The 20996-nt window shown below is 68.4% G+C and carries 18 protein-coding genes; 14 read left to right on the top strand and 4 right to left on the bottom strand.

The window, feature by feature from the left end:
* Nucleotides 1-364 precede the first annotated feature (364 nt).
* Together ACH4YP_RS24905 and ACH4YP_RS24900 are read left to right on the top strand one after the other, a co-directional pair.
* On the top strand, nt 365-1969 hold the full coding sequence (locus ACH4YP_RS24905) for an ABC transporter substrate-binding protein (RefSeq protein ID WP_361069858.1): 1605 nt from the start codon (nt 365-367) through the stop codon (nt 1967-1969).
* 96 nt (nt 1970-2065) lie between these two features.
* Nucleotides 2066-3649, top strand: a complete 1584-nt coding sequence (locus tag ACH4YP_RS24900) for an ABC transporter substrate-binding protein (protein WP_361069856.1) — start codon at nt 2066-2068, stop codon at nt 3647-3649.
* A 123-nt stretch (nt 3650-3772) separates the two neighbouring features.
* On the opposite strand, the gene ACH4YP_RS24895 is transcribed toward ACH4YP_RS24900, so the two are convergent.
* The gene (locus tag ACH4YP_RS24895; protein WP_361069853.1) at nt 3773-4444 is read right to left on the bottom strand and encodes a response regulator transcription factor; all 672 of its coding nucleotides are present in this window, start codon (nt 4442-4444) and stop codon (nt 3773-3775) included.
* A gap of 14 nt (nt 4445-4458) precedes the next feature.
* A complete protein-coding gene (locus ACH4YP_RS24890; RefSeq protein ID WP_398492536.1) occupies nt 4459-5547 on the bottom strand; it encodes a RecB family exonuclease in 1089 nt (362 codons plus the stop codon).
* Between the two features lie 184 nt (nt 5548-5731).
* Between ACH4YP_RS24890 and ACH4YP_RS24885 the strand changes: the two genes are divergently transcribed.
* The 3 genes from ACH4YP_RS24885 to ACH4YP_RS24875 all read left to right on the top strand — a co-directional run bounded on the left by ACH4YP_RS24885 (nt 5732) and on the right by ACH4YP_RS24875 (nt 9142).
* Entirely contained in the window at nt 5732-7411 is a 1680-nt protein-coding gene (locus ACH4YP_RS24885) for a site-2 protease family protein (RefSeq protein WP_398492534.1), read from the top strand.
* Nucleotides 7412-7449: 38 nt separating this feature from the next.
* Complete coding sequence (locus ACH4YP_RS24880; protein ID WP_361062964.1) at nt 7450-8352, top strand: tRNA (adenine-N1)-methyltransferase; 903 nt, start codon at nt 7450-7452, stop codon at nt 8350-8352.
* Nucleotides 8353-8566: 214 nt separating this feature from the next.
* Nucleotides 8567-9142 (top strand): hypothetical protein, encoded by a 576-nt coding sequence (locus tag ACH4YP_RS24875; RefSeq protein ID WP_398492532.1) that lies wholly within the window; start codon nt 8567-8569, stop codon nt 9140-9142.
* Between the two features lie 55 nt (nt 9143-9197).
* Here the strand turns inward: ACH4YP_RS24875 and ACH4YP_RS24870 are convergent, their stop codons facing one another.
* Entirely contained in the window at nt 9198-9497 is a 300-nt protein-coding gene (locus ACH4YP_RS24870; protein ID WP_055618382.1) for a ferredoxin, read from the bottom strand.
* Between the two features lie 259 nt (nt 9498-9756).
* Between ACH4YP_RS24870 and arc the strand changes: the two genes are divergently transcribed.
* The 6 genes from arc (at nt 9757) to prcA (ending at nt 15866) form a co-directional block, all read left to right on the top strand.
* Nucleotides 9757-11523 (top strand): proteasome ATPase, encoded by a 1767-nt coding sequence (gene arc, locus ACH4YP_RS24865; RefSeq protein WP_143635644.1) that lies wholly within the window; start codon nt 9757-9759, stop codon nt 11521-11523.
* 233 nt (nt 11524-11756) lie between these two features.
* Complete coding sequence (dop, locus tag ACH4YP_RS24860) at nt 11757-13268, top strand: depupylase/deamidase Dop (RefSeq protein ID WP_361062973.1); 1512 nt, start codon at nt 11757-11759, stop codon at nt 13266-13268.
* 155 nt (nt 13269-13423) lie between these two features.
* On the top strand, nt 13424-13639 hold the full coding sequence (locus tag ACH4YP_RS24855) for a ubiquitin-like protein Pup (protein WP_123544333.1): 216 nt from the start codon (nt 13424-13426) through the stop codon (nt 13637-13639).
* 17 nt (nt 13640-13656) lie between these two features.
* Nucleotides 13657-14265, top strand: a complete 609-nt coding sequence (locus ACH4YP_RS24850) for an endonuclease VII domain-containing protein (RefSeq protein ID WP_361062977.1) — start codon at nt 13657-13659, stop codon at nt 14263-14265.
* Nucleotides 14217-15062: a proteasome subunit beta gene (gene prcB / locus ACH4YP_RS24845; protein ID WP_398492528.1), complete on the top strand. Its 846-nt coding sequence runs from the start codon at nt 14217-14219 to the stop codon at nt 15060-15062. Before ACH4YP_RS24850 ends, prcB begins: the two co-directional genes overlap by 49 nt.
* Before the next feature lie 57 nt (nt 15063-15119).
* Nucleotides 15120-15866, top strand: a complete 747-nt coding sequence (gene prcA / locus ACH4YP_RS24840) for a proteasome subunit alpha (protein WP_200399349.1) — start codon at nt 15120-15122, stop codon at nt 15864-15866.
* A gap of 156 nt (nt 15867-16022) precedes the next feature.
* On the opposite strand, the gene ACH4YP_RS24835 is transcribed toward prcA, so the two are convergent.
* Nucleotides 16023-17039 (bottom strand): LacI family DNA-binding transcriptional regulator, encoded by a 1017-nt coding sequence (locus tag ACH4YP_RS24835; RefSeq protein ID WP_398492525.1) that lies wholly within the window; start codon nt 17037-17039, stop codon nt 16023-16025.
* A gap of 138 nt (nt 17040-17177) precedes the next feature.
* Between ACH4YP_RS24835 and ACH4YP_RS24830 the strand changes: the two genes are divergently transcribed.
* The 3 genes from ACH4YP_RS24830 (at nt 17178) to ACH4YP_RS24820 (ending at nt 20990) form a co-directional block, all read left to right on the top strand.
* On the top strand, nt 17178-18437 hold the full coding sequence (locus ACH4YP_RS24830; RefSeq protein WP_361062986.1) for an MFS transporter: 1260 nt from the start codon (nt 17178-17180) through the stop codon (nt 18435-18437).
* Between the two features lie 9 nt (nt 18438-18446).
* On the top strand, nt 18447-19808 hold the full coding sequence (gene pafA, locus ACH4YP_RS24825) for a Pup--protein ligase (protein WP_361062988.1): 1362 nt from the start codon (nt 18447-18449) through the stop codon (nt 19806-19808).
* A gap of 165 nt (nt 19809-19973) precedes the next feature.
* Nucleotides 19974-20990, top strand: a complete 1017-nt coding sequence (locus ACH4YP_RS24820; RefSeq protein WP_361062991.1) for an FKBP-type peptidyl-prolyl cis-trans isomerase — start codon at nt 19974-19976, stop codon at nt 20988-20990.
* Nucleotides 20991-20996 lie beyond the last annotated feature (6 nt).

The raw sequence follows: 20996 nt of genomic DNA, 5'->3' as shown, positions 1-20996 counted from the left end.
ATCCTCTACCGCGTCTCCCGGGTGGCTGAATTCAGGTACCTACCCGCGTAGTTGAGGATGTGACGTTCGACACTCCCCGGGGCGTCGACAAGCCGCGCCGGCTGTGTCTCGGAAGCCCTTGCGGTGTGGTTCGACACGTCCTTGTGTCCCGATTCATGGAACGCTGCACCAATCCTTCCGCTGTCGGGTTTTCGGTGCGTCCACACCCGGTTTCGCAGCGTGATGAGAGCTCAACTCCGGTACCTGTGAACGGTCCTGCTGGTGCGGACTAATCTCATCGAGACATCGCCGTAACCCCCGTGACCCCACCGCCACACCCCGGCCTGCCGGGTTAGCGGGACGACAGCTCTGGAGAACTTCGAGCATGAACCGTAAGACTTTGGTGCTGCCGGCCGTCATCGGTCTGCTCGCCCCGGTCCTCGCCGCGTGCGGCGGTTCCGACAGCGGGGACAACAGCGGCGACGCCATTGTCGTCGGCACCACCGACCGGTTCACCGCCTCGAAGGAGGACCCGGCGCCGCTCGACCCTGCCTCCGCGTACGACATCGGCACCTGGAACGTCCTCCGTCAGACCGTCCAGACACTGATGGTCGCGCCCAACGGCGGTGGCGACCCGACGCCGGAGGCCGCCGAGGAGTGCGGCTTCACCGACTCGGGCAACGAGCGGTACGCCTGCACCCTGCGCAAGGACCTCAAGTTCTCCAACGGCGACCCGGTCACCGCCGAGGACGTGAAGTTCTCCATCGACCGCGCCATGCGGATCAAGGCGGACAGCGGTGTCTTCGCCCTGCTGTCCACCATCGATACCGTCGAGACCAAGGGCGACCGAGAGGTGATCTTCCACCTCAACAGCGCGGACGCCACCTTCCCGTTCAAGCTGTCCACGCCCGTCGCGGGCATCGTCAACCCCGACGACTACGACAAGAACAAGCTGCGGGACGGCTTCGACGTGAACGGCTCCGGGCCGTACACCCTCAAGGCCGAGGTCAAGGACGACGCGGTCGTCAAGGTCGTCTTCACCAAGAACCCCAGCTACCAGGGGACTTCGGAGCTGAAGAACGACAAGGTCGAGCTGCGCTCCTTCGAGGACGCCGACGCCATGGGCACCGCGCTCGACAAGGGCGACATCGACATGATGACCCGCACCATGTCGCCCGCGCAGATCAAGAAGCTCCAGAACGACAAGGGCACCGACGTCGACCTGATCGAGCAGCCCGGTCTGGAGATCCGCTACCTCGGCTTCAACACCAACGACCCGACGGTGAAGACGAAGGCGGTCCGCCAGGCGATGGCCCAGGTCATCAACCGCGGCGAGCTCGCCGCGCAGGTGTACGGCTCCGGCGCCGACCCGCTGTACTCCATGGTTCCGGCCACCGTCACCGGCCACGCCAACTCGTTCTTCAACAAGTACGGCGACCCGAGCATCCCCAAGGCCAAGGACCTGCTGGCCGCGGCGAACATCACCACGCCGGTGAAGCTGACGCTGCACTACACGGACGACCACTACGGACCGGCCACCAAGGAGGAGTTCGAGCTGCTGCAGAAGCAGCTGAACGACAGCGGCCTGTTCAAGGTGAGCATCAAGGGCGAGAACTGGTCGACCTTCCGCCCGAACGAGCAGAAGGGCGACTATGAGGTCTACGGCATGGGCTGGTTCCCGGACTTCCCTGACGCCGACAACTACCTCGCGCCGTTCCTCGACAAGGACAACACCATCGGCTCGCCCTACGCGAACCCGGAGATCCGCAGCAAGCTGATCCCCGAGTCCCGCCGCGAGGCCGACCGGCTCACCGCCTCGAAGAGCATCGAGGAGATCCAGCGTATCGTCGCCGACGACGTCCCGGTTCTGCCGCTGTGGCAGGGCAAGCAGTACATCGCCACCCGGGACGACATCACCGGCGCCGAGTACGCGCTCAACTCCTCCGCGACGCTTCAGCTGTGGGAGCTCGGCCGCGGAGTCGGCAGCTGAGCCCGAAGCGACGGCGCCCGATCGGACCGGGCGGCTGAGCCGGAAGCGACGGCACCCGACCGGACCAGAGACAGAACAACGACAAGGCACACGCTCGTGAACATGCGCACCAAGTGGCCGGTCCTGCCCGTCGTGGCCGGGCTGTCCGCCGGCCTGCTGACGGGATGCGGCTCGGAGTCGGGCGGCTCCGGGGACAACGGCACCGACATCGTCATGGGGATGACCGACGACGTCCTGGCCACGGACCCCGCCTCCGGCTACGACCCAGGCTCCTGGCTCCTCTTCAACAACGTCTTCCAGTCCCTGCTCAGCTTCCCCAAGGGCGGCACCGAGCCGGAGCCGGAGGCCGCCAAGGAGTGCGGGTTCGCGGACACCGAGGCCAAGCTCTACCGGTGCACCCTGCGCGACGGACTGAAGTTCAGCAACGGTGACGAACTCACCTCGCAGGACGTCAAGTTCTCCTTCGACCGCATGATGAAGATCGACGACGACGCCGGTCCCGCGATCATGTTCCCCATGCTGGACAAGGTGGAGACCCCGAACGCCAAGACGGTCGTCTTCAGGCTCAAGGTCTCCGACGCCACCTTCCCGAGCAAGATCGCCTCCGGCGCCGGTTCCATCGTCAACCGCCGGGAGTACGCGGCGGACGGGCTGCGCGAGGACGGCAAGGCCGTCGGCTCGGGCCCGTACAAGCTGGAGTCGTTCAGCAAGGACGAGGCCGTCTTCACGGTCAACGAGAACTACAAGGGCAACGCCGAGACACAGAACAGCGGCGTGACCCTCAAGCTGTTCCACGGCGACCAGGCCGGCCTGAAGAAGGCCGTCGTCGACGGCAAGGTCGACGTCGCCTACCGAGGCCTCGCAGCCGAGGACATCGCGGAGATCGAGGCGGACACCACCAACAGCCAGGAGTTCGACGTCGTCGAGGGCTCCAGCGCCGAGGTGCAGCACCTGGTCTTCAACATGAGGGACCCGGTGACGGGCAAGCAGGGCGTCCGCAAGGCCATCGCCCAGCTGCTCGACCGCGACGCCCTCATCAAAGAGGTCTACGACAACACGGCGACCCCGCTGTACTCGATCATCCCGGCCGGTATCACGGGCCACAACACGGCCTTCTTCGACACCTACGGCGCCCGCCCCTCGCGCGCCAAGGCCAAGGCCGCGCTGCTCCAGGAGGGCATCACCGACAAGGTGAAGCTGACCCTCTGGTCGACGCCGACCCGCTACGGTCCCGCCACCGACCAGGAGTTCAAGGCCATCGCCAAGCAGCTCAACGCGAGCGGCCTGTTCGACGCGACCGTGAAGTCCGTCGCGTACGACAAGTACGAGAAGGACATCGAAGCCGGCAAGTACGGCGTGTACGTGAAGGGCTGGGTGCCGGACTACCCGGACCCGGACAACTTCACGGCCCCGTTCTTCGGCGAGGGCAACGTGCTGGGCAACCACTACACGAACAGCACGGTCACCGGGCGGCTCATCCCCGAGACCGCCGCCCAGAGCGACCGCGCCTCGACCGAGCCGCAGTACGGCGAACTCCAGGACATCGTCGCCGACCAGGTCCCGATCGTCCCGGTCTGGCAGGCCAAGCAGTACGCGGTCGTCCGCGACAACGTGTACGGCCTGGAGAACTGCCTCGACGCGTCGACGGTGTTCCGCTTCTGGGAGATCAGCAAGGACTGAGCCCGCCCCTCCGCGCACCGCCGAGTACACGCAGAACGGCCGCCCCCCTTATTCGAGTTGTTCGAGGGGGGCGGCCGTTCTGCGTGTCAGAGGTCAGAGGTCAGAGGTCAGAGGCGGGGGCGCTCACTGCGCGCCGGGGCGCACCAGACCGCTCTCGTACGCGTACACCGCGGCCTGTACGCGGTCGCGCAGCCCCAGTTTGGTGAGGACGTGGCCCACGTGCGTCTTGACCGTCGTCTCGCTGACGAACAGATCGGCGGCGATCTCCGCGTTCGACAGACCCCGGGCCACCAACTTCAGCACCTCGACCTCGCGGTCGGTGAGCGTGTGCAGGGTGTCCGGCACCGGCTCGTCGCCCGAGGGCAGATGGCTCGCGTACTTGTCGAGGAGCCGACGGGTGATGCTGGGCGCGAGCATGGCCTCGCCCGAGGCCACCACCCGGATCGCCTGCACCAGCTCGTTGGCGGGGGCGTCCTTCAGGAGGAAGCCGCTGGCACCCGCGCGCAGTGCCTCCACCACGTACTCGTCGAGGTCGAAGGTCGTCAGGACCAGCACCTTCGCCGGACCGTCCCGGCCGGGGCCGGTGATCTGACGGGTCGCCTCCACCCCGTCCATCCGCGGCATACGGATGTCCATCAGAACCACATCGGGCTGCAGGGCCCGTACCTGATCCAGTGCCTGGAGACCGTCACCGGCCTCGCCGACGACCGCGATGTCCTGCTCGGCCTCCAGGATCATCCGGAAGCCGGTGCGCAGCAGCGGCTGGTCGTCGACCAATAGGACGCGGATGGCCACGTAAGTCTCCTTCGTTAGTCCGGCCCCATTCTGCCCTGCTCGGCACCGCCGGACTCGGGCGCCCTCACAGGGAGCCGAGGCGTCGGCCCGGAGGCGGCCCCCCGGTCTTCGGCCGCAGCCTCTGCGGCCGCGGCCGATTCCGCCCGGCGCACCGGCAGCGGATACGGCGGGGGAGTGCCGCCGAACTCCGGACACACGGACTGGTGGTCGCACCAGCCGCAGAGCTTGGTGGGGCGCGGCCGCCAGTCACCGGTCTCCGTGGCCAGCCGGATCGCCTCCCACAGCGAGTGCAGCTTCCGCTCGACGCGCTCCAGATCGGCGGGGACCGGGTCGTACGTCAGGACGTCGCCGCTGCCCAGATAGACGAGCTGGAGGCGGCGCGGGACGACCTGCTTCAGCCGCCAGACCACGAGGGCGTAGAACTTCATCTGGAACAGGGCACCCTCCGCGTACTGGGGGCGCGGGGCCTTGCCCGTCTTGTAGTCGACGATCCGCACGTCGCCGGACGGGGCCACGTCGACGCGGTCGATGATGCCGCGCAGCTTCAGGCCCGACTCCAGCTGGGCCTCCACGAACAGCTCGCGCTCGGCCGGTTCGAGACGGGTCGGGTCCTCCAGGGTGAACCAGCGCTCCACCAGCTGCTCCGCCTCGGTCAGCCAGCGGGCCAGCCGCTCGCCCGCCGCCTTCTCGTCGGCGTCCGCGAACAGCTCGGCGAGCTCCGGCCGCGCCTCGCGCAGCCGGTCCCACTGGCCCGGGATCAGCGACTTCGCGCGCGGCGCGGTCCGCTCGGTGGCCGGTGCGTCGAAGAGCCGCTCCAGCACCGCGTGCACCAGCGTGCCCCGCGTGGCCGCCTCACTCGGCTTCTCGGGCAGCTTGTCGATCACCCGGAAGCGGTACAGCAACGGACACTGCATGAAGTCCCCGGCCCGCGAGGGCGACAACGAGGCCGGCGGCACGGCGACGCGAGCGGGCTCCGCGACCACGGCCGGGTCGGCCGCGGGGGCGGACGGGGCCTGGGCCGGCACGTCCGCGGGCCCGGCCGCGGTGCCCGTCGGCTCGGGTTGCGGGCCCGCCTGAGTCACGTCGTCGGCGCTGGTTTCCATGAGATCAGACCTTACGGCCCGCCACTGACAGCGCGACACACGGTGACCTGCGCGCGCACGCCACGCAGTGGGAAACAGAGGGGGTGCCGGGGCCGAACGCGACACGACGGCCGCATACCATCGACCACAGGACCTCTCGCCATGCATGATCGCGAGCGGGAGACGCGTCGAACGAGGGGACATCGTGGACGAGAGCGGCGGGAGCGGGCAGCCGCGATCCGGCACGGACGAGGCGGACGAGCTCCGTACGGGTCGGCCGCGCCCCGGAGATCCGGCCACCTCGACGGCCCGGCCGCACTCCGACGAGGAGCCGCACGACACCGACACCGACGCCCGAGCGAAACCCGAACCGGAGGCGGACACGGCAGCGACAGCGGGTCACCCGGACCGGAACCAGGAAACCCCGGAGACCCCGACGGCCGACCACGCCGCTGGAGCCGCTGGAGCCGCTGGAGACGGAGGAGCCGCTGGAGACGGAGGAGCCGCTGGAGACGGAGGAGACGGAGGAGACGGAGAGGGTGACGAAGCGCGGGCGGACGCGCCGACGGCCGACCTGCGGAAGAAGGAGCCCACCACACCGCCCGCCCCGGACCCCCGCTCCGACGGCCCCGCGCTCGGGCAGCCCCACGACGCCCACCGCTCCGAGGCACACACCCCGCCCACCAAACGCAAGTCCGGGCGGAAGAGGGGCTCGTCCTCCCGGCGCGGCAAGGACCCGGGCGGCGGCCTGCTCATGGGACGCCCCTTCGGCGTCCCCGTGTACGTGGCGCCCAGCTGGTTCCTCGTCGCCGCGCTCATCACCTGGGTCTTCGGCGGCCAGCTCGACCGCGTCCTGCCCGAACTCGGCATGGCCCGCTACCTCGTCTCGCTCTTCTTCGCGATCGCCTTCTACGCCTCCGTACTCGTCCACGAACTGGCCCACACGGTCGCCGCCCTGCGCTTCAAACTGCCGGTGCGCCGGATCCAGCTGCAGTTCTTCGGCGGTGTCTCGGAGATCGAGAAGGAGTCCGAGACCCCCGGCCGCGAGTTCGTCCTCGCCTTCGTCGGCCCCCTGCTCTCACTGATCCTCGGCGGCCTCTTCTACCTCGCCCTGCAGGCCGTCGAACCGGGCACCGTCCCGGGCGTCCTGCTGGCCGGTCTGATGATCTCGAACCTGATCGTCGCCGCGTTCAACCTGCTCCCCGGCCTGCCCCTCGACGGCGGCCGAATGCTCAGGGCCGTCGTCTGGAAGATCACCGGCAAGCCGATGAGCGGCACGATCGCCGCCGCCTGGGTCGGCCGCGCCCTCGCCGTCTCCGTACTCATCGGACTGCCCCTGCTCACCCAGTCCGGGGCACTCGGCGCCGACGCCGAGGACATCGGCGGCATGGACACCGTCATGGACGCCCTGCTCGCCGCGATCCTGGCCGCGATCATCTGGACCGGCGCCGGGAACAGCCTGCGCATGGCCCGCCTGCGCGAACACCTGCCCGAACTGAGGGCCCGGGCCCTCACCCGCCGCGCGGTGCCCGTGGAGACCAACACCCCGCTCTCGGAGGCGCTGCGCCGGGCCAACGACGCCGGTGCCCGCGCCCTGGTCGTGGTCGACCCCGACGGCGAACCCCTCTCCCTGGTCCGCGAGGCCGCCATCGTCGGCGTACCGGAACACCGCCGTCCCTGGGTCGCCGTCAGCGGCCTCGCCCAGGACCTCACGGACGGCATGCGGGTCTCCGCCGAACTGGCCGGCGAGGACCTCCTCGACGCCCTGCGCGCGGCCCCCGCGACCGAGTACCTGGTGGTGGAGGACTCCGGCGAGATCTACGGAGTCCTCTCGGCGGCGGACGTGGAACGCGCCTTCGTGAAGGCGATGGCCAGGCCCTCCTAGTGGTCGGAGGCCTCGGGCGGGACCGGTAAGCTGTTCACATGTCCGAACCGACCGGTGCCGCCCGCCGACGTGGGCCCTTCAAGGTCGGGGACCAGGTTCAGCTGACCGACCCCAAGGGCCGCCACTACACGTTCACGCTCGAAGCGGGGAAGAACTTCCACACCCACAAGGGTTCCTTCCCGCACGACGAGCTGATCGGCGCTCCCGAGGGCAGCGTTGTCCGCACCACGGGGAACGTCGCCTATCTGGCACTGCGCCCCCTGCTCCCCGACTACGTCCTGTCCATGCCCCGCGGCGCCGCCGTGGTCTACCCCAAGGACGCGGGGCAGATCCTGGCCTTCGCCGACATCTTCCCCGGCGCACGCGTCGTGGAAGCGGGCGTGGGCTCCGGCTCGCTCAGCAGTTTCCTGCTGCGCGCCATCGGCGACCAGGGCATGCTGCACTCCTACGAGCGCCGCGAGGACTTCGCCGAGATCGCCCAGCAGAACGTGGAGCGCTACTTCGGCGGCCCGCACCCCGCCTGGCAGCTCACCGTCGGCGACCTCCAGGACAACCTCAGCGACACCGAGGTCGACCGCGTCGTCCTCGACATGCTCGCCCCGTGGGAGTGCCTGGAAGCCGTCTCCAAGGCACTCGTCCCCGGCGGCATCGTCTGCTGCTACGTGGCCACCACGACCCAGCTCGCCCGGACCGTCGAGTCCATCCGCGAGATCGGCTGCTTCAACGAGCCGAGCGCCTGGGAGTCGATGATCCGCAACTGGCACGTCGAGGGCCTGGCCGTCCGCCCCGACCACCGGATGATCGGGCACACCGGCTTCCTGCTCACCGCCCGCCGCCTCGCGGACGGCGTCGAGCCGCCCATGCGTCGCCGCCGTCCCTCCAAGGGCGCGTACGGCGAGGACTACACCGGTCCGAACGCCGACGGAGGCGCCGGCCGCTGACCCACGAAGGCCCGGCCGCCGAGGCGGCCCTGTGCCGCGTACAACGCTCAAGCGTCGTGGCCGAGTTCCCGAGAGCACCTCGGGAACTCGGCCACGACGCTTTTCCCTTGACACCTCGCCAGTAACCCAGGACCCCGCCGTTCCCTCACGGTGTGACGTGTGGCACCATGCTGGCCACCCCCACCGGCACAGCCCTCACAGGAGACACTTCCTAGTGCAGCAATCCGCCGTTCCGGAACTGGCACACACGCACACCCGTCCGATCCACTGGCTGGCCACGGCGACCGCCCTCGCCGCGGTTGTCGCGGCCTCCGGCTTCCTGCAGCCCGACCGGGCCACCGCCGCCCAGCACGGCCCCGAGGCGAAGACGGCCCCTGCCGCCGTCGCGCCCCCCGACCCGGCCGGCGTCGAATTCCCGATCGAGTGCGGCCGCACCGAGGCCGCCGTCCAGAAACAGGCCTCCGGCGACCTCGACGGCGACGGCCGCCCCGAAACGGTCGCCGTGGTCCGCTGCGAGACCGGCTTCGGCACACCGCCCAGCGGTGTCTACGTCGTCACGCGGTCCGCGGACGACCCGAAGCCCCGAGTCGTCGCCACGCTGGTCGACCCGAAAGACCGTCTGAGCGTCAAGGAACTCGCCGTCCGCGACGCCACGATCACCGCGACCCTCTTCGGCTACTCGTCGCGCGACGTACCGAGTTGCTGTCCGGACGTCACCGAGCGCGCCAAGTGGCAGTGGAAGAACGGCGCGTTCGTCCGCTCGACACCGTCCGAGGCCCACAGCGTGTGAGAGGGAAGCCCGGCGTGAGAAACCAGACAAGCCATTACACGGAGTGGCTAGTCGGCTACTCCGCGTCGGGACCGTAGACCTCGACCCTGTCCGAAACCCGACGTACATGGATGCAGTCGCCCGGGCACTCCTTCGCGGAGTCGGCGACATCACGCAGAAGCGTCAGCGGTACGGGCGTTGTGGCGCCCGGGGCCTGCAGGAGTTCGTCCTGGGAACTCTTCACGTAGGCCAGGCCGTCGATGTCCAGCTCGAAGACCTCGGGGGCGTACTGGGCGCAGATTCCGTCGCCGGTACAGAGGTCCTGGTCGATCCAGACCTCAAGCCCCTCGCCGTCGACTCCGGCCTCCTGCTGCACGGTCGCTTCTCCTGCCGTTTCCTGCGCCGAGCGATCCGAAGACTTGGGAATCGGGCCAGCTCTGACGGGTGTTGAACACTTCGACCCTACCTCCGTCGGCTTCCCGGCCGCGTTGTGTGGGTATTCCACTGGCGTGAGGGAGAGCGCAAGGGTGAAGATCGGACACACCTCGACCGTCTTTGTGATCTAGGGGTTTCAATCGACACCCACCCAGGTAGGGTCTGGAAGCGTCCAGCTCCCCTTGGAGGAGGTGAGGACCGTGGCAGCCCACGACGACGACATGAACCGCGGCATCCGCCCGGGACGAGGGTCCGACGACCCGTCCGGGCAGATTGCCTACCTTGAGCAGGAGATCGCCGTCCTGCGACGCAAGCTCGCCGACTCTCCGCGACACACGAGGATTCTCGAAGAGCGGATCGTCGAGCTGCAGACCAACCTGGCCGGCGTGTCCGCTCAGAACGAGCGGCTCGCGGGCACCCTCCGAGAGGCCCGCGACCAGATCGTGGCACTCAAGGAGGAGGTCGACCGGCTCGCACAGCCGCCGGCCGGCTTCGGTGTCTTCCTCGTGGCGAACGAGGACGGCACGGCCGACATCTTCACCGGGGGCCGCAAGCTCCGGGTGAACGTCAGCCCAAGCGTCGAGCTCGAAGAGCTCAGGCGCGGCCAGGAAGTGATGCTCAACGAAGCCCTCAACGTGGTCGAGGCCATGGAGTACGAGAGCGTCGGCGACATCGTCACCCTCAAGGAGATCCTCGAGGACGGCGAGCGCGCCCTCGTGGTGGGGCACACCGACGAGGAAAGGGTGGTGCGGCTCGCCGAGCCGCTCATGGACGTCACCATCCGCCCCGGCGACGCCCTGCTCCTCGAACCCCGCTCCGGCTACGTCTACGAGGTCGTTCCCAAGAGCGAGGTCGAGGAACTCGTCCTCGAAGAGGTCCCCGACATCGGCTACGAGCAGATCGGCGGTCTGGGCGGCCAGATCGAGATGATCCGCGACGCGGTCGAGCTCCCGTACCTCTACCCCGACCTGTTCAAGGAGCACGAACTGCGGCCGCCCAAGGGCGTCCTGCTGTACGGGCCCCCCGGATGCGGCAAGACGCTCATCGCCAAGGCCGTCGCCAACTCGCTGGCCAAGAAGGTCGCCGAGGTGACCGGACAGGCCACCGGCAAGAGCTTCTTCCTCAACATCAAGGGTCCCGAGCTCCTCAACAAGTACGTCGGTGAGACCGAGCGGCAGATCCGCCTCGTCTTCCAGCGCGCTCGCGAGAAGGCCAGCGAGGGCACCCCCGTCATCGTCTTCTTCGACGAGATGGAGTCCCTCTTCCGCACCCGTGGATCGGGCGTCAGCTCGGACGTGGAGAACACCATCGTCCCGCAGCTGCTCGCCGAGATCGACGGCGTGGAGGGCCTGCAGAACGTGGTGGTGATCGGCGCCTCGAACCGCGAGGACATGATCGACCCCGCGATCCTGCGCCCCGGCCGTCTCGACGTGAAGATCAAGATCGAGCGTCCGGACGCCGAGGCGGCCAAGGACATCTTCGCCAAGTACCTCACCGAGCGCCTCCCACTGCACTCCGACGACGTCGGCGAGCACGGCGGCAGCAAGACCACCACGGTCCAGAGCATGATCCAGACCGCCGTCGAGCACATGTACACCGAGTCCGAGGAGAACCGCTTCCTCGAGGTCACGTACGCCAACGGCGACAAGGAAGTCCTGTACTTCAAGGACTTCAACTCCGGCGCCATGATCGAGAACATCGTCGGCCGCGCCAAGAAGATGGCGATCAAGGACTTCCTCGAGCACAACCAGAAGGGCCTGCGGGTCTCCCACCTGCTCCAGGCCTGCGTGGACGAGTTCAAGGAGAACGAGGACCTGCCGAACACCACCAACCCGGACGACTGGGCCCGTATCTCCGGAAAGAAGGGCGAACGGATCGTTTACATCCGTACGCTCATCACCGGAAAGCAGGGCGCGGACACCGGACGCTCCATCGACACGGTGGCGAACACCGGTCAGTACCTGTAAAAGACAGGGTGGCTGCGGGTGCCCTCACCGGGTACCCGCAGCCAACTGTTTTCCAGGCACACCTGGAGCTGAGCAATGACGCAAATGATCTCCCCACCAGCGCAAAGGCGCTCTAGGCTCTTCGGTACCGCCGAGTCGCGCAGTGCGGGGACGGGCACCGCACACGCACCGGAGCGCCAGCGGTACTTGAGCGGCGTCCCCGACCGAGGACGCCGCCGGGCAAGGAGGGCCGCATGACCGTACGGCGAGTAATGGGCATCGAGACGGAGTACGGGATCTCCGTCCCCGGCCACCCCAACGCCAATGCCATGCTCACCTCGTCCCAGATCGTCAACGCCTACGCGGCGGCGATGCACCGGGCCCGGCGGGCCCGCTGGGACTTCGAGGAGGAGAACCCGCTGCGGGACGCGCGGGGCTTCGACCTCGCCCGCGAATCCGCCGACTCCAGTCAGCTCACCGACGAGGACATCGGCCTCGCCAATGTCATCCTCACCAACGGGGCACGGCTGTACGTGGACCACGCGCACCCGGAATACAGCTCCCCCGAGGTGACCAACCCGATGGACGCCGTCCTGTGGGACAAGGCCGGCGAGCGCATCATGGCGGAGGCCGCGGAACGCGCGGCCCAGCTGCCCGGCGCCCAGCCGATCCACCTCTACAAGAACAACACCGACAACAAAGGCGCCTCGTACGGCACGCACGAGAACTACCTGATGAAGCGGGAGACCCCCTTCTCGGACATCGTGCGGCACCTCACGCCGTTCTTCGTCTCACGGCAGGTCGTCACCGGAGCGGGCCGCGTCGGTATCGGCCAGGACGGGCACGAGCACGGCTTCCAGCTCAGCCAGCGCGCCGACTACTTCGAGGTCGAGGTGGGCCTCGAAACCACTCTCAAGCGTCCGATCATCAACACGCGTGACGAGCCGCACGCGGACGCCGAGAAGTACCGCCGCTTGCACGTGATCATCGGCGACGCGAACCTCTCGGAGATCTCGACCTATCTCAAGCTCGGCACGACCGCACTCGTCCTGTCGATGATCGAGGACGGCTTCATCGCCGTGGACCTCGCCGTGGACCAGCCGGTGCGCACACTGCACCAGGTCTCGCACGACCCGACCCTCAAACGCCTGATCACGCTCCGCAGCGGCCGGACACTCACCGCGGTCCAGCTGCAGATGGAGTACTTCGAACTGGCGCGCAAGTACGTCGAGGAGCGGTTCGGCGCGGACGCGGACGAGCAGACCAAGGACGTGCTCACTCGTTGGGAGGACACCCTGGGGCGCCTGGAGAGCGATCCCATGAGCCTGGCGGGCGAGCTGGACTGGGTGGCCAAGCGGGAGCTCATGGAGGGCTACCGGCGCCGTGACAGCCTCGAATGGGACGCCGCACGGCTGCACCTGGTCGACCTTCAGTACGCCGACGTGCGCTCGGAGAAGGGCCTCTACAACCGTCTCGTCGCCCGGGGCAGGATGAAGCGCCTGCTGGACGAGACGGACGTGCAGCGTGCCGAGACGAAGCCGCCCGAGGACACCCGCGCGTACTTCCGCGGGCGCTGCCTCGAACAGTACGCGGACGACGTCGCGGCGGCCTCCTGGGACTCGGTGATCTTCGATCTGCCGGGCCGGGACTCGCTCCAGCGGGTCCCAACCCTCGAGCCGCTTCGCGGAACGCGTAATCACGTCAAGGAGCTCCTCGACCGCTGCCGCACGGCAGAAGACCTGGTCAGGGTCTTGTCGGGCAACTGAAACAGCCCCTGGGCCGATCCGGCCCGGCAGGGTGGAAAAGGCGCCGTCCGGGAATCATGGAGGTGGTTCCCGGACGTTGTAGCAACTGCGGGGCCGATGTCGGACCCTGCTTGTAGGGTCTGATCAAGAACGTCGAACCGAGCGGGGTGAGGGTTATGGCGACCAAGGACACCGGCGGCGGACAGCAGAAGGCGACGCGCAGCACCGAGGAGGTCGAGGAGGCGCCCGAGGCGCAGGCATCCGAAGACCTCAAGGAGCGCCAGGAGAAGCTGAGCGACGACGTGGACTCCGTCCTGGACGAGATTGACGATGTCCTCGAGGAGAATGCGGAGGACTTCGTTCGAAGTTTCGTTCAGAAGGGCGGCGAGTAGCCTTCGAATCGAAGGTTATGGGGGGCGTCGGGTTGGAGAGTGAAGGGCATGTGAAGCGCTGCTCGCGGTGCAAGGTATCCAAGCCGCGCGCAGCCTTCGCAGGCAATAGGGCAGCCCGTGACGGGCTGCAGGCCTACTGCCGAGAGTGCTGGGCTGCCTACCACCAAGCTCGGCAGTTGGCCAAGGGTAAGAATGTGCGGCCGAAGGTGAGCGTGCCTCCAGGGCACAAGTTCTGCCGAAGCTGCGGAGAGAGCAAGCCGCATGGAGAGTGGCATCGCAACGCCACTGCCTCCGACGGCCTCTCGACCAGCTGCAAGTCGTGCAGAGCGGTCAAAGGGCGTGCAGGTCACCTCAAGCGCCACTACGGCCTCACCGAAGCCGAGCGTGACGGGATGGTCGCCTCGCAGATGGGGCTCTGTGTGATCTGCCTGAAAGCTCCGGCTGTTCATGTGGATCACTGCCATGAGACGGGTAGGGTCCGTGGCGTACTGTGCTTCAACTGCAATTCGGCCATCGGCAAGTTGGGAGATGATCCCGACGCAGTTCGTCGGGCTGCCGCCTACTTGGAAGGATCCTCGTGGAAGCCAACACTCGTAGCACCGGGCGTCTACCAGCTGCCTTCCTGACGCCTGGGTCGTCGTCCTTCATGGACTTCCTGTCGGACCACCAGCCGGACATTCTGCCGGGCAACCGGCAGTTGCCGCCCATGAAGGGCGTCATCGAGGCACCGCACGGGACCACGATCGTGGCCGCCACGTTCCCCGGCGGTGTCGTGCTCGCTGGTGACCGTCGGGCAACCATGGGCAACATGATCGCCCAGCGCGACATCGAGAAGGTCTTCCCGGCCGACGAGTACTCGGCGGTGGGCATCGCCGGTACGGCCGGTCTGGCCGTGGAGATGGTGAAGCTGTTCCAGCTGGAGCTGGAGCACTTCGAGAAGGTGGAGGGCACCACGCTCTCCCTGGAGGGCAAGGCGAACCGCCTCTCCACGATGATCCGGTCCAACCTCGGCATGGCCATGCAGGGCCTGGCCGTGGTCCCGCTCTTCGCGGGGTACGACGTGGACCGCGACAAGGGCCGCATCTTCTCGTACGACGTGACGGGCGGCCGCTCCGAGGAACACGGCTTCGCGGCCACGGGCTCCGGCTCGATCTTCGCCCGCGGCGCCATGAAGAAGCTCTACAGGAAGGACCTGGCCGAAAGCGAGGCCACGACGCTCGTCGTACAGGCGCTGTACGACGCGGCCGACGACGACTCGGCGACCGGTGGTCCCGATGTCGCCCGCCGGATCTACCCGATCGTCACCGTGATCACCGCAGACGGATTCCGCCGTCTCACCGACGACGAGTCCTCCGAGATCGCCCGCTCGATCCTGGAGCGGCGCCTTGAGCAGCCCGACGGCCCGCGGGCCGCGCTGCTCTGACAGCGGACCTCTTGTCAAGGTGATCGAGTGACTTCCACAGAAAGGGACGGATAGCCGGTGTCGACGCCGTTCTATGTATCACCCCAGCAGGCCATGGCCGACCGGGCGGAATACGCCCGCAAGGGCATCGCTCGTGGCCGCAGCCTCGTCGTGCTGCAGTTCGCCGACGGCATCGTGTTCGTCGGCGAGAACCCGTCCCGTGCGCTGCACAAGTTCAGCGAGATCTATGACCGGATCGGTTTCGCTGCCGCAGGCAAATACAACGAATACGAGAACCTCCGGATCGGCGGCGTCCGTTACGCCGACCTCCGGGGCTACACCTACGACCGTGACGACGTGACCGCCCGCGGTCTCGCCAACGTCTACGCCCAGACACTCGGCACGATCTTCTCCTCCGCGGCGGAGAAGCCGTACGAGGTGGAGCTGGTCGTCGCCGAGGTGGGGGAGACCCCCGAGGGCGACCAGATCTACCGCCTTCCGCACGACGGATCGATCGTGGACGAGCACGGCTCGGTCGCGGTCGGCGGCAACGCCGAGCAGATCAGCACCTACCTGGACCAGCAGCACCAGGACGGGATGTCGCTCGCCGAGGCGCTCAAGCTGGCCGTTCAGGCGCTGTCGCGCGACACGAACGGCACCGAGCGGGAGATTCCCGCGGAGCGGCTGGAGGTCGCGGTGCTGGACCGTACGCGGCCGCAGCAGCGCAAGTTCAAGCGGATCACCGGCCGGCAGCTCGGTCGGTTGCTGGAGGAGGGCGGGGCTTCGACCGCCGCGGAGGCCGAGGACCCGGAGGACGAGGAGTGACCTCCTCGACCTAGTTGATCCTCGTGCGCGTGGACCCTTGTGTGCCCCGGCCTTTCGCAGGCCGGGGCACACGGCGTTTCGGGGGATGCGGGCCGGTTCTCTGCCTGCGGGTCGGTGGGGGCTCGTCGCGCAGTTCCCCGCGCTACTTGCGGGGCTCTATGGGGCGCCTGGTGGGGCTGTGGAGCCTCGGACCACCAGGTGTACCGGGATGTCCTCGCCGGTGGGCTCGCGGGCGTTCAGGACGGCAAGGAGGGCCTCCATGCCGCGTTCGCCGAAGAGGTCGGCGTCGAGGCGGACCGTCGTGAGTTCCGGGTCCAGGGCCGTGGCGAGGGCCAGGTCGTCGAGGCCGGTGACGGAGAGGTCGTCGGGGATGCGCAGGCCCAGGCGGCGGGCGGCCTTGTAGGCGCCGGCGGCCAGTTTGTCGTCGTCGCAGACCACGGCGGTGGGGCGGGGGCCGGGGGCGGCGAGGGCGGTCTCGGCGGCGGCCAGGGCGCCGTCGATGGAGATCGGGGCGGGGGCGGTGCGGAGGTCCGTGCCGGGGACCGCGGCCAGGCGCTCGGCGAGTTCACGGGCGCGAATCTCGAAGGTCCAGGACGGGATGTCCGCCGCCAGGTGCAGGAAGCGGCGGTGTCCCTGGCCCAGCAGGTGTTCCGCGACCTGTCGTACGCCGTCGCGGATGTCGAGGTTGACCGTTGCCGCGCCCGTGCTGCCCGCCGGATCGCTGTCGAGCATCACCAGGGGGAGCTGGTCGCCGCGGATCGCGGTGAGGGCGTCGGCGGCCATGGAGGAGGCGATGACGCCGTCCAGGGCGGCCTGTGCGGATGCGAAGGGGTCCCGGGCCGGGCCGATGCCCTCGGGGGAGGGGTAGAGCACCACTCCGAAGCCGTGCTCGGCCGCCACGCGGGCCGCGCCCGTGTAGACGCCGGCGAAGAACTCGGTCGTCAGGGCGGGGACGACCAGCAGGACCGTACGTGTGCTGCCCAGGCGCAGATTGCGGGCCGCGAGGTTGGGCCGGTAGCCGAGTTCCCGCGCGGCCTCCCGTACGCGCTCCGCCGTGGGCTGGGAGACCCGCCCGCGCCACTTGTCGCCGAGCACCAGGGAGACGGCCGCCTGGGACACTCCCGCGGCCTGGGCGACGTCACGGCTCGTGGGGCGGGGGCTGCCTGCTGCCACCGGTGACCTGTCTTTCTGCTGGACTCGCGGACAGCGCACATGGTACGTATGACGAGCGAAGTTATACGTAACACTTCCGAGGCCTCCGACGGCGCGGACGGGAAAACTCGGGCATTCTGGAGCCGAAAGGGGCGGGGCATGGCCACCGGTTATCTGGAGATCCTTCGGGCGAAACACGCCATGCGGCTGCTCGTCGGCACCCTGGTGGGCAGGTTGCCGAACGCGACCTCCGCGATCGCCATCGTGCTGTTCATCCGCGCGGAGGGCGGCAGCTACAGCCTCGCCGGAGCGCTCGCCGCGGTCTACGGGGTGGCCAACGCCGTGGGTCAGCCGCTGCTCGGCCGTCTGGTGGACCTCTATGGGCAGCCGCGGATCCAGCTGCCCGCCGTGCTCGTCTCCGCCCTCGCCACCACCGTGTTCGCCCTCACCGGCACCGGAGCGCTCCCACTCGCGTACGCCCTCATAGCCGTCGCCGGACTCTTCACGCCGCCCCTGGAGGGCGGTCTGCGGGCGCTGTGGCCCTCCGTCCTGCGTAAGGAGGACCAGGTGCACACGGCGTACGCGATGGACGCGGTGGCGCAGGAGGTCATGTTCACCGTCGGGCCGTTGCTCGTGACGCTGTGCGTGTCCCTGTGGTCCGCGCAGGCCGCGCTGATCATCCTCAACGTCATAGGGGTGCTGGGCGCGCTCTCCGTGGTCGTCTCGCGGCCCTCGCGCGCGTGGCGTTCGGCGCCGCGCGAGGCGCACTGGCTCGGCGCGCTGCGCTCGACCGGACTCATCGCCCTGCTCGGCGCGTTCCTTTTTGTCGGAATGGCGCTCGGTTCCATCACCGTCGCGAGTGTGTCGTACGCGGACGACCACGGCGGCGACGCGACGTACGGCTGGCTGATGTCGGCCATCGGGCTCGGCGCGCTCGTCGGTGGCACGGTCTACGGGGCGCGGCAGTGGGGCGGCGCGCCGGAGCGGCGACTGCGGGTGCTCGTCGCCCTTCTGGCGGTCTGTTATCTGCCGCTGACGCTCATGCCGGGTGTGGTCGCCATGACGGCGCTGATGGCGCTTGCCGGGGTCTTCCTCGCACCGTGTATCGCCTGCGCGTTCATCCTGGTCGACCGGCACGCGCCGAGGGGCACGGTGACCGAGGCGTTCTCCTGGCTCGTGACGACGTTCACGGTGGGAGCGTCCGTCGGGACGGGCCTTGCGGGACCGGTCATCGAGTGGGGCGGAGCGGTCCGGGGCTTCGCCGTGTCGGCTGTCGCCGGAGGTGCCGCGCTGCTCGTTCTGCTGGCCACGGGGCGGGTCCTCGCAGCTACGGGCGGGGGCACGGTGATCGAGGGCGGTTCGGAAAATGATCGAAACGGTGCCCCCGAACCCCGTTTCAGCACAGGCCATCAGGCGTAATGTTCAGTCATGGACCGCCGCATTTTCGGGCTGGAGAACGAGTACGGCGTCACGTGTACGTTCAGGGGACAGCGACGCCTGTCTCCCGACGAGGTGGCGCGGTACCTCTTCCGCCGTGTCGTGTCATGGGGCCGCAGCAGCAATGTCTTTCTGCGAAACGGCGCCCGCCTCTATCTCGACGTGGGATCACATCCGGAATACGCGACACCCGAATGTGACAACGTGACGGAACTGGTCACCCACGACAAGGCCGGCGAGCGCATTCTGGAAGGACTCCTGGTAGACGCCGAACGACGCCTGCACGAGGAAGGAATCGCGGGCGACGTCTACCTCTTCAAGAACAACACCGACTCGGCGGGCAACTCCTACGGCTGCCACGAGAACTATCTGGTGGCCCGTCACGGGGAGTTCTCCCGGCTCGCGGACATCCTCATTCCGTTCCTCGTCACGAGGCAGCTTCTCTGCGGTGCCGGCAAGGTGCTGCAGACCCCGCGTGGTGCCGTGTACTGCGTCAGCCAGCGGGCCGAGCACATCTGGGAGGGCGTCTCCTCGGCGACGACCCGCTCCCGGCCGATCATCAACACCCGCGACGAACCGCACGCGGACGCCGAGCGCTACCGACGGCTGCACGTCATCGTCGGTGACTCGAACATGTCCGAGACGACCATGCTCCTCAAGGTCGGCGCCACCGACCTGGTGCTGCGCATGATCGAGGCGGGCACGGTGATGCGTGACCTGACCCTGGAGAACCCGATCCGGGCCATCCGCGAGGTCAGCCACGACATCACGGGCCGCCGCAAGGTGCGCCTGGCCAGCGGCCGCGAGGCCTCGGCTCTCGACGTGCAGCGCGAGTACTACGAGAAGGCGGTGGACTTCGTCGAGCGCCGCGGTATCCGTACCGGCGTCGTCGACCAGGTCCTGGAGCTGTGGGGCCGCACGCTCGACTCGATCGAGTCCGAGGACCTCGACCGGATCGGTACCGAAATCGACTGGGTGATGAAGTACAAGCTCATCGAGCGGTATCGCGCCAAGCACAACATGACGATGTCGCATCCGCGTGTCGCTCAGATAGACCTCGCCTACCACGACATCCACCGTCGCCGGGGTCTCTACTACCTGCTGGAGAAGCGGGGCCAAGCCGCCAGGATCTGCAACGACTTGAAGATCTTCGAGGGCAAGTCCGTACCGCCGCAGACCACTCGGGCCCGGCTGCGCGGCGACTTCATCCGGCGTGCCCAGGAACAGCGTCGTGATTTCACCGTCGACTGGGTCCATCTGAAGCTCAACGACCAGGCACAGCGCACCGTGTTGTGCAAGGACCCGTTCCGTTCCGTCGATGACCGGGTGGAGAAGTTGATCGCCGGGATGTAGGCGGTGGTCCGCACGGCAGAGGTCCTGTACACCGCGGGTGTACAGGACCTCTTTCATGTCCTCGGCCGTATGTCCTCGACCGGCACGGTCGGTTCCGCCTGCCCCGGCCCAGTGCCGTGAGGGCCTAGAGTGGCCGGACCCTGTTCGAGCGACCTGAGGACCGATGTGCGACGCCGACTTGCTGCTCTCCTGATCGTGCCTGCCCTGGCGCTGACCGCGTCCGCCTGCGGAAGTGACGACGACAAGGGCGACAAGGACAAGGCCGACCCGTCGGCGTCGTCCTCCGCCGCCTCCTCCGCGGGCGCACCGAAGCCGGTGGACTCGGCGTCGCCGATGCCCGAGGTCAAGGGCGCCTTCGGCAAGAAGGCGACGATCGAGGTGCCCAAGGGTGACCCGAGCGACAAGTTCGTCGTGCACGCGGTCTCCGAGGGCGACGGCGCGGTGGTGAAGAAGGACGATCTGGTGTCGATGAACTTCACCGGCAAGGTCTGGAAGAGCGGCAAGGACCTCGGCTCCACCTACCAGGAGGGCGGCGCCCCGCAGTTGGTCACGGCCGGTTCCGACACGGTCATCCCGGCGTTCTCCAAGGCGCTCGTGGGGCAGAAGGAGGGCAGCCGCGTCCTGGTTGTCGCTCCGCCGGCCGCCGGCTTCGGCAGCCAGGGCAACCAACAGGCCGGAGTGTCGGGCACCGACACCCTGGTCTTCGCGCTCGACGTGGGCGACGTCGTCCCGAAGAAGGTCGAGGGCAAGCAGGCCGCCATCCCGTCCGACCTGCCGCAGATCAAGGCCGACGACGAGGCGCCCGCCACGATCTCCGTCCCGAAGAACGACCCGCCGGCCAAGCTGGTCGACAAGGTCCTCATCCAGGGCAAGGGCGCCGAGGTGAAGAGCGGCAAGTCGGTCACCATGCAGTACAGCGGCGCCGCCTGGGAGATCAACAAGGGCAAGGAGAAGGCCACGCTCTTCGACTCGTCCTGGAAGAGCGGCCAGCCCTTCAGCACCGTCATCGGTCAGGGCCAGGTCATCCCCGGCTGGGACAAGGGGATCGTCGGCAAGCACGTCGGGGACCGGGTCCTGCTGGTGATTCCGGCCGCCCAGGCGTACGGCGACGAGGCCAAGGGCAAGGAGCTGCCCGCCAAGTCCACCCTCGTGTTCGTGGTCGACATTCTGGCCACGAGCTGAGAGTGA

The organism is Streptomyces sp. NPDC020747, from assembly GCF_044334695.1.
In the GTDB taxonomy this organism is placed as follows: domain Bacteria; phylum Actinomycetota; class Actinomycetes; order Streptomycetales; family Streptomycetaceae; genus Streptomyces.
The sequence above is the reverse complement of the archived record's forward strand: the minus strand, read 5'-3'. Positions and strand labels throughout refer to the sequence as shown.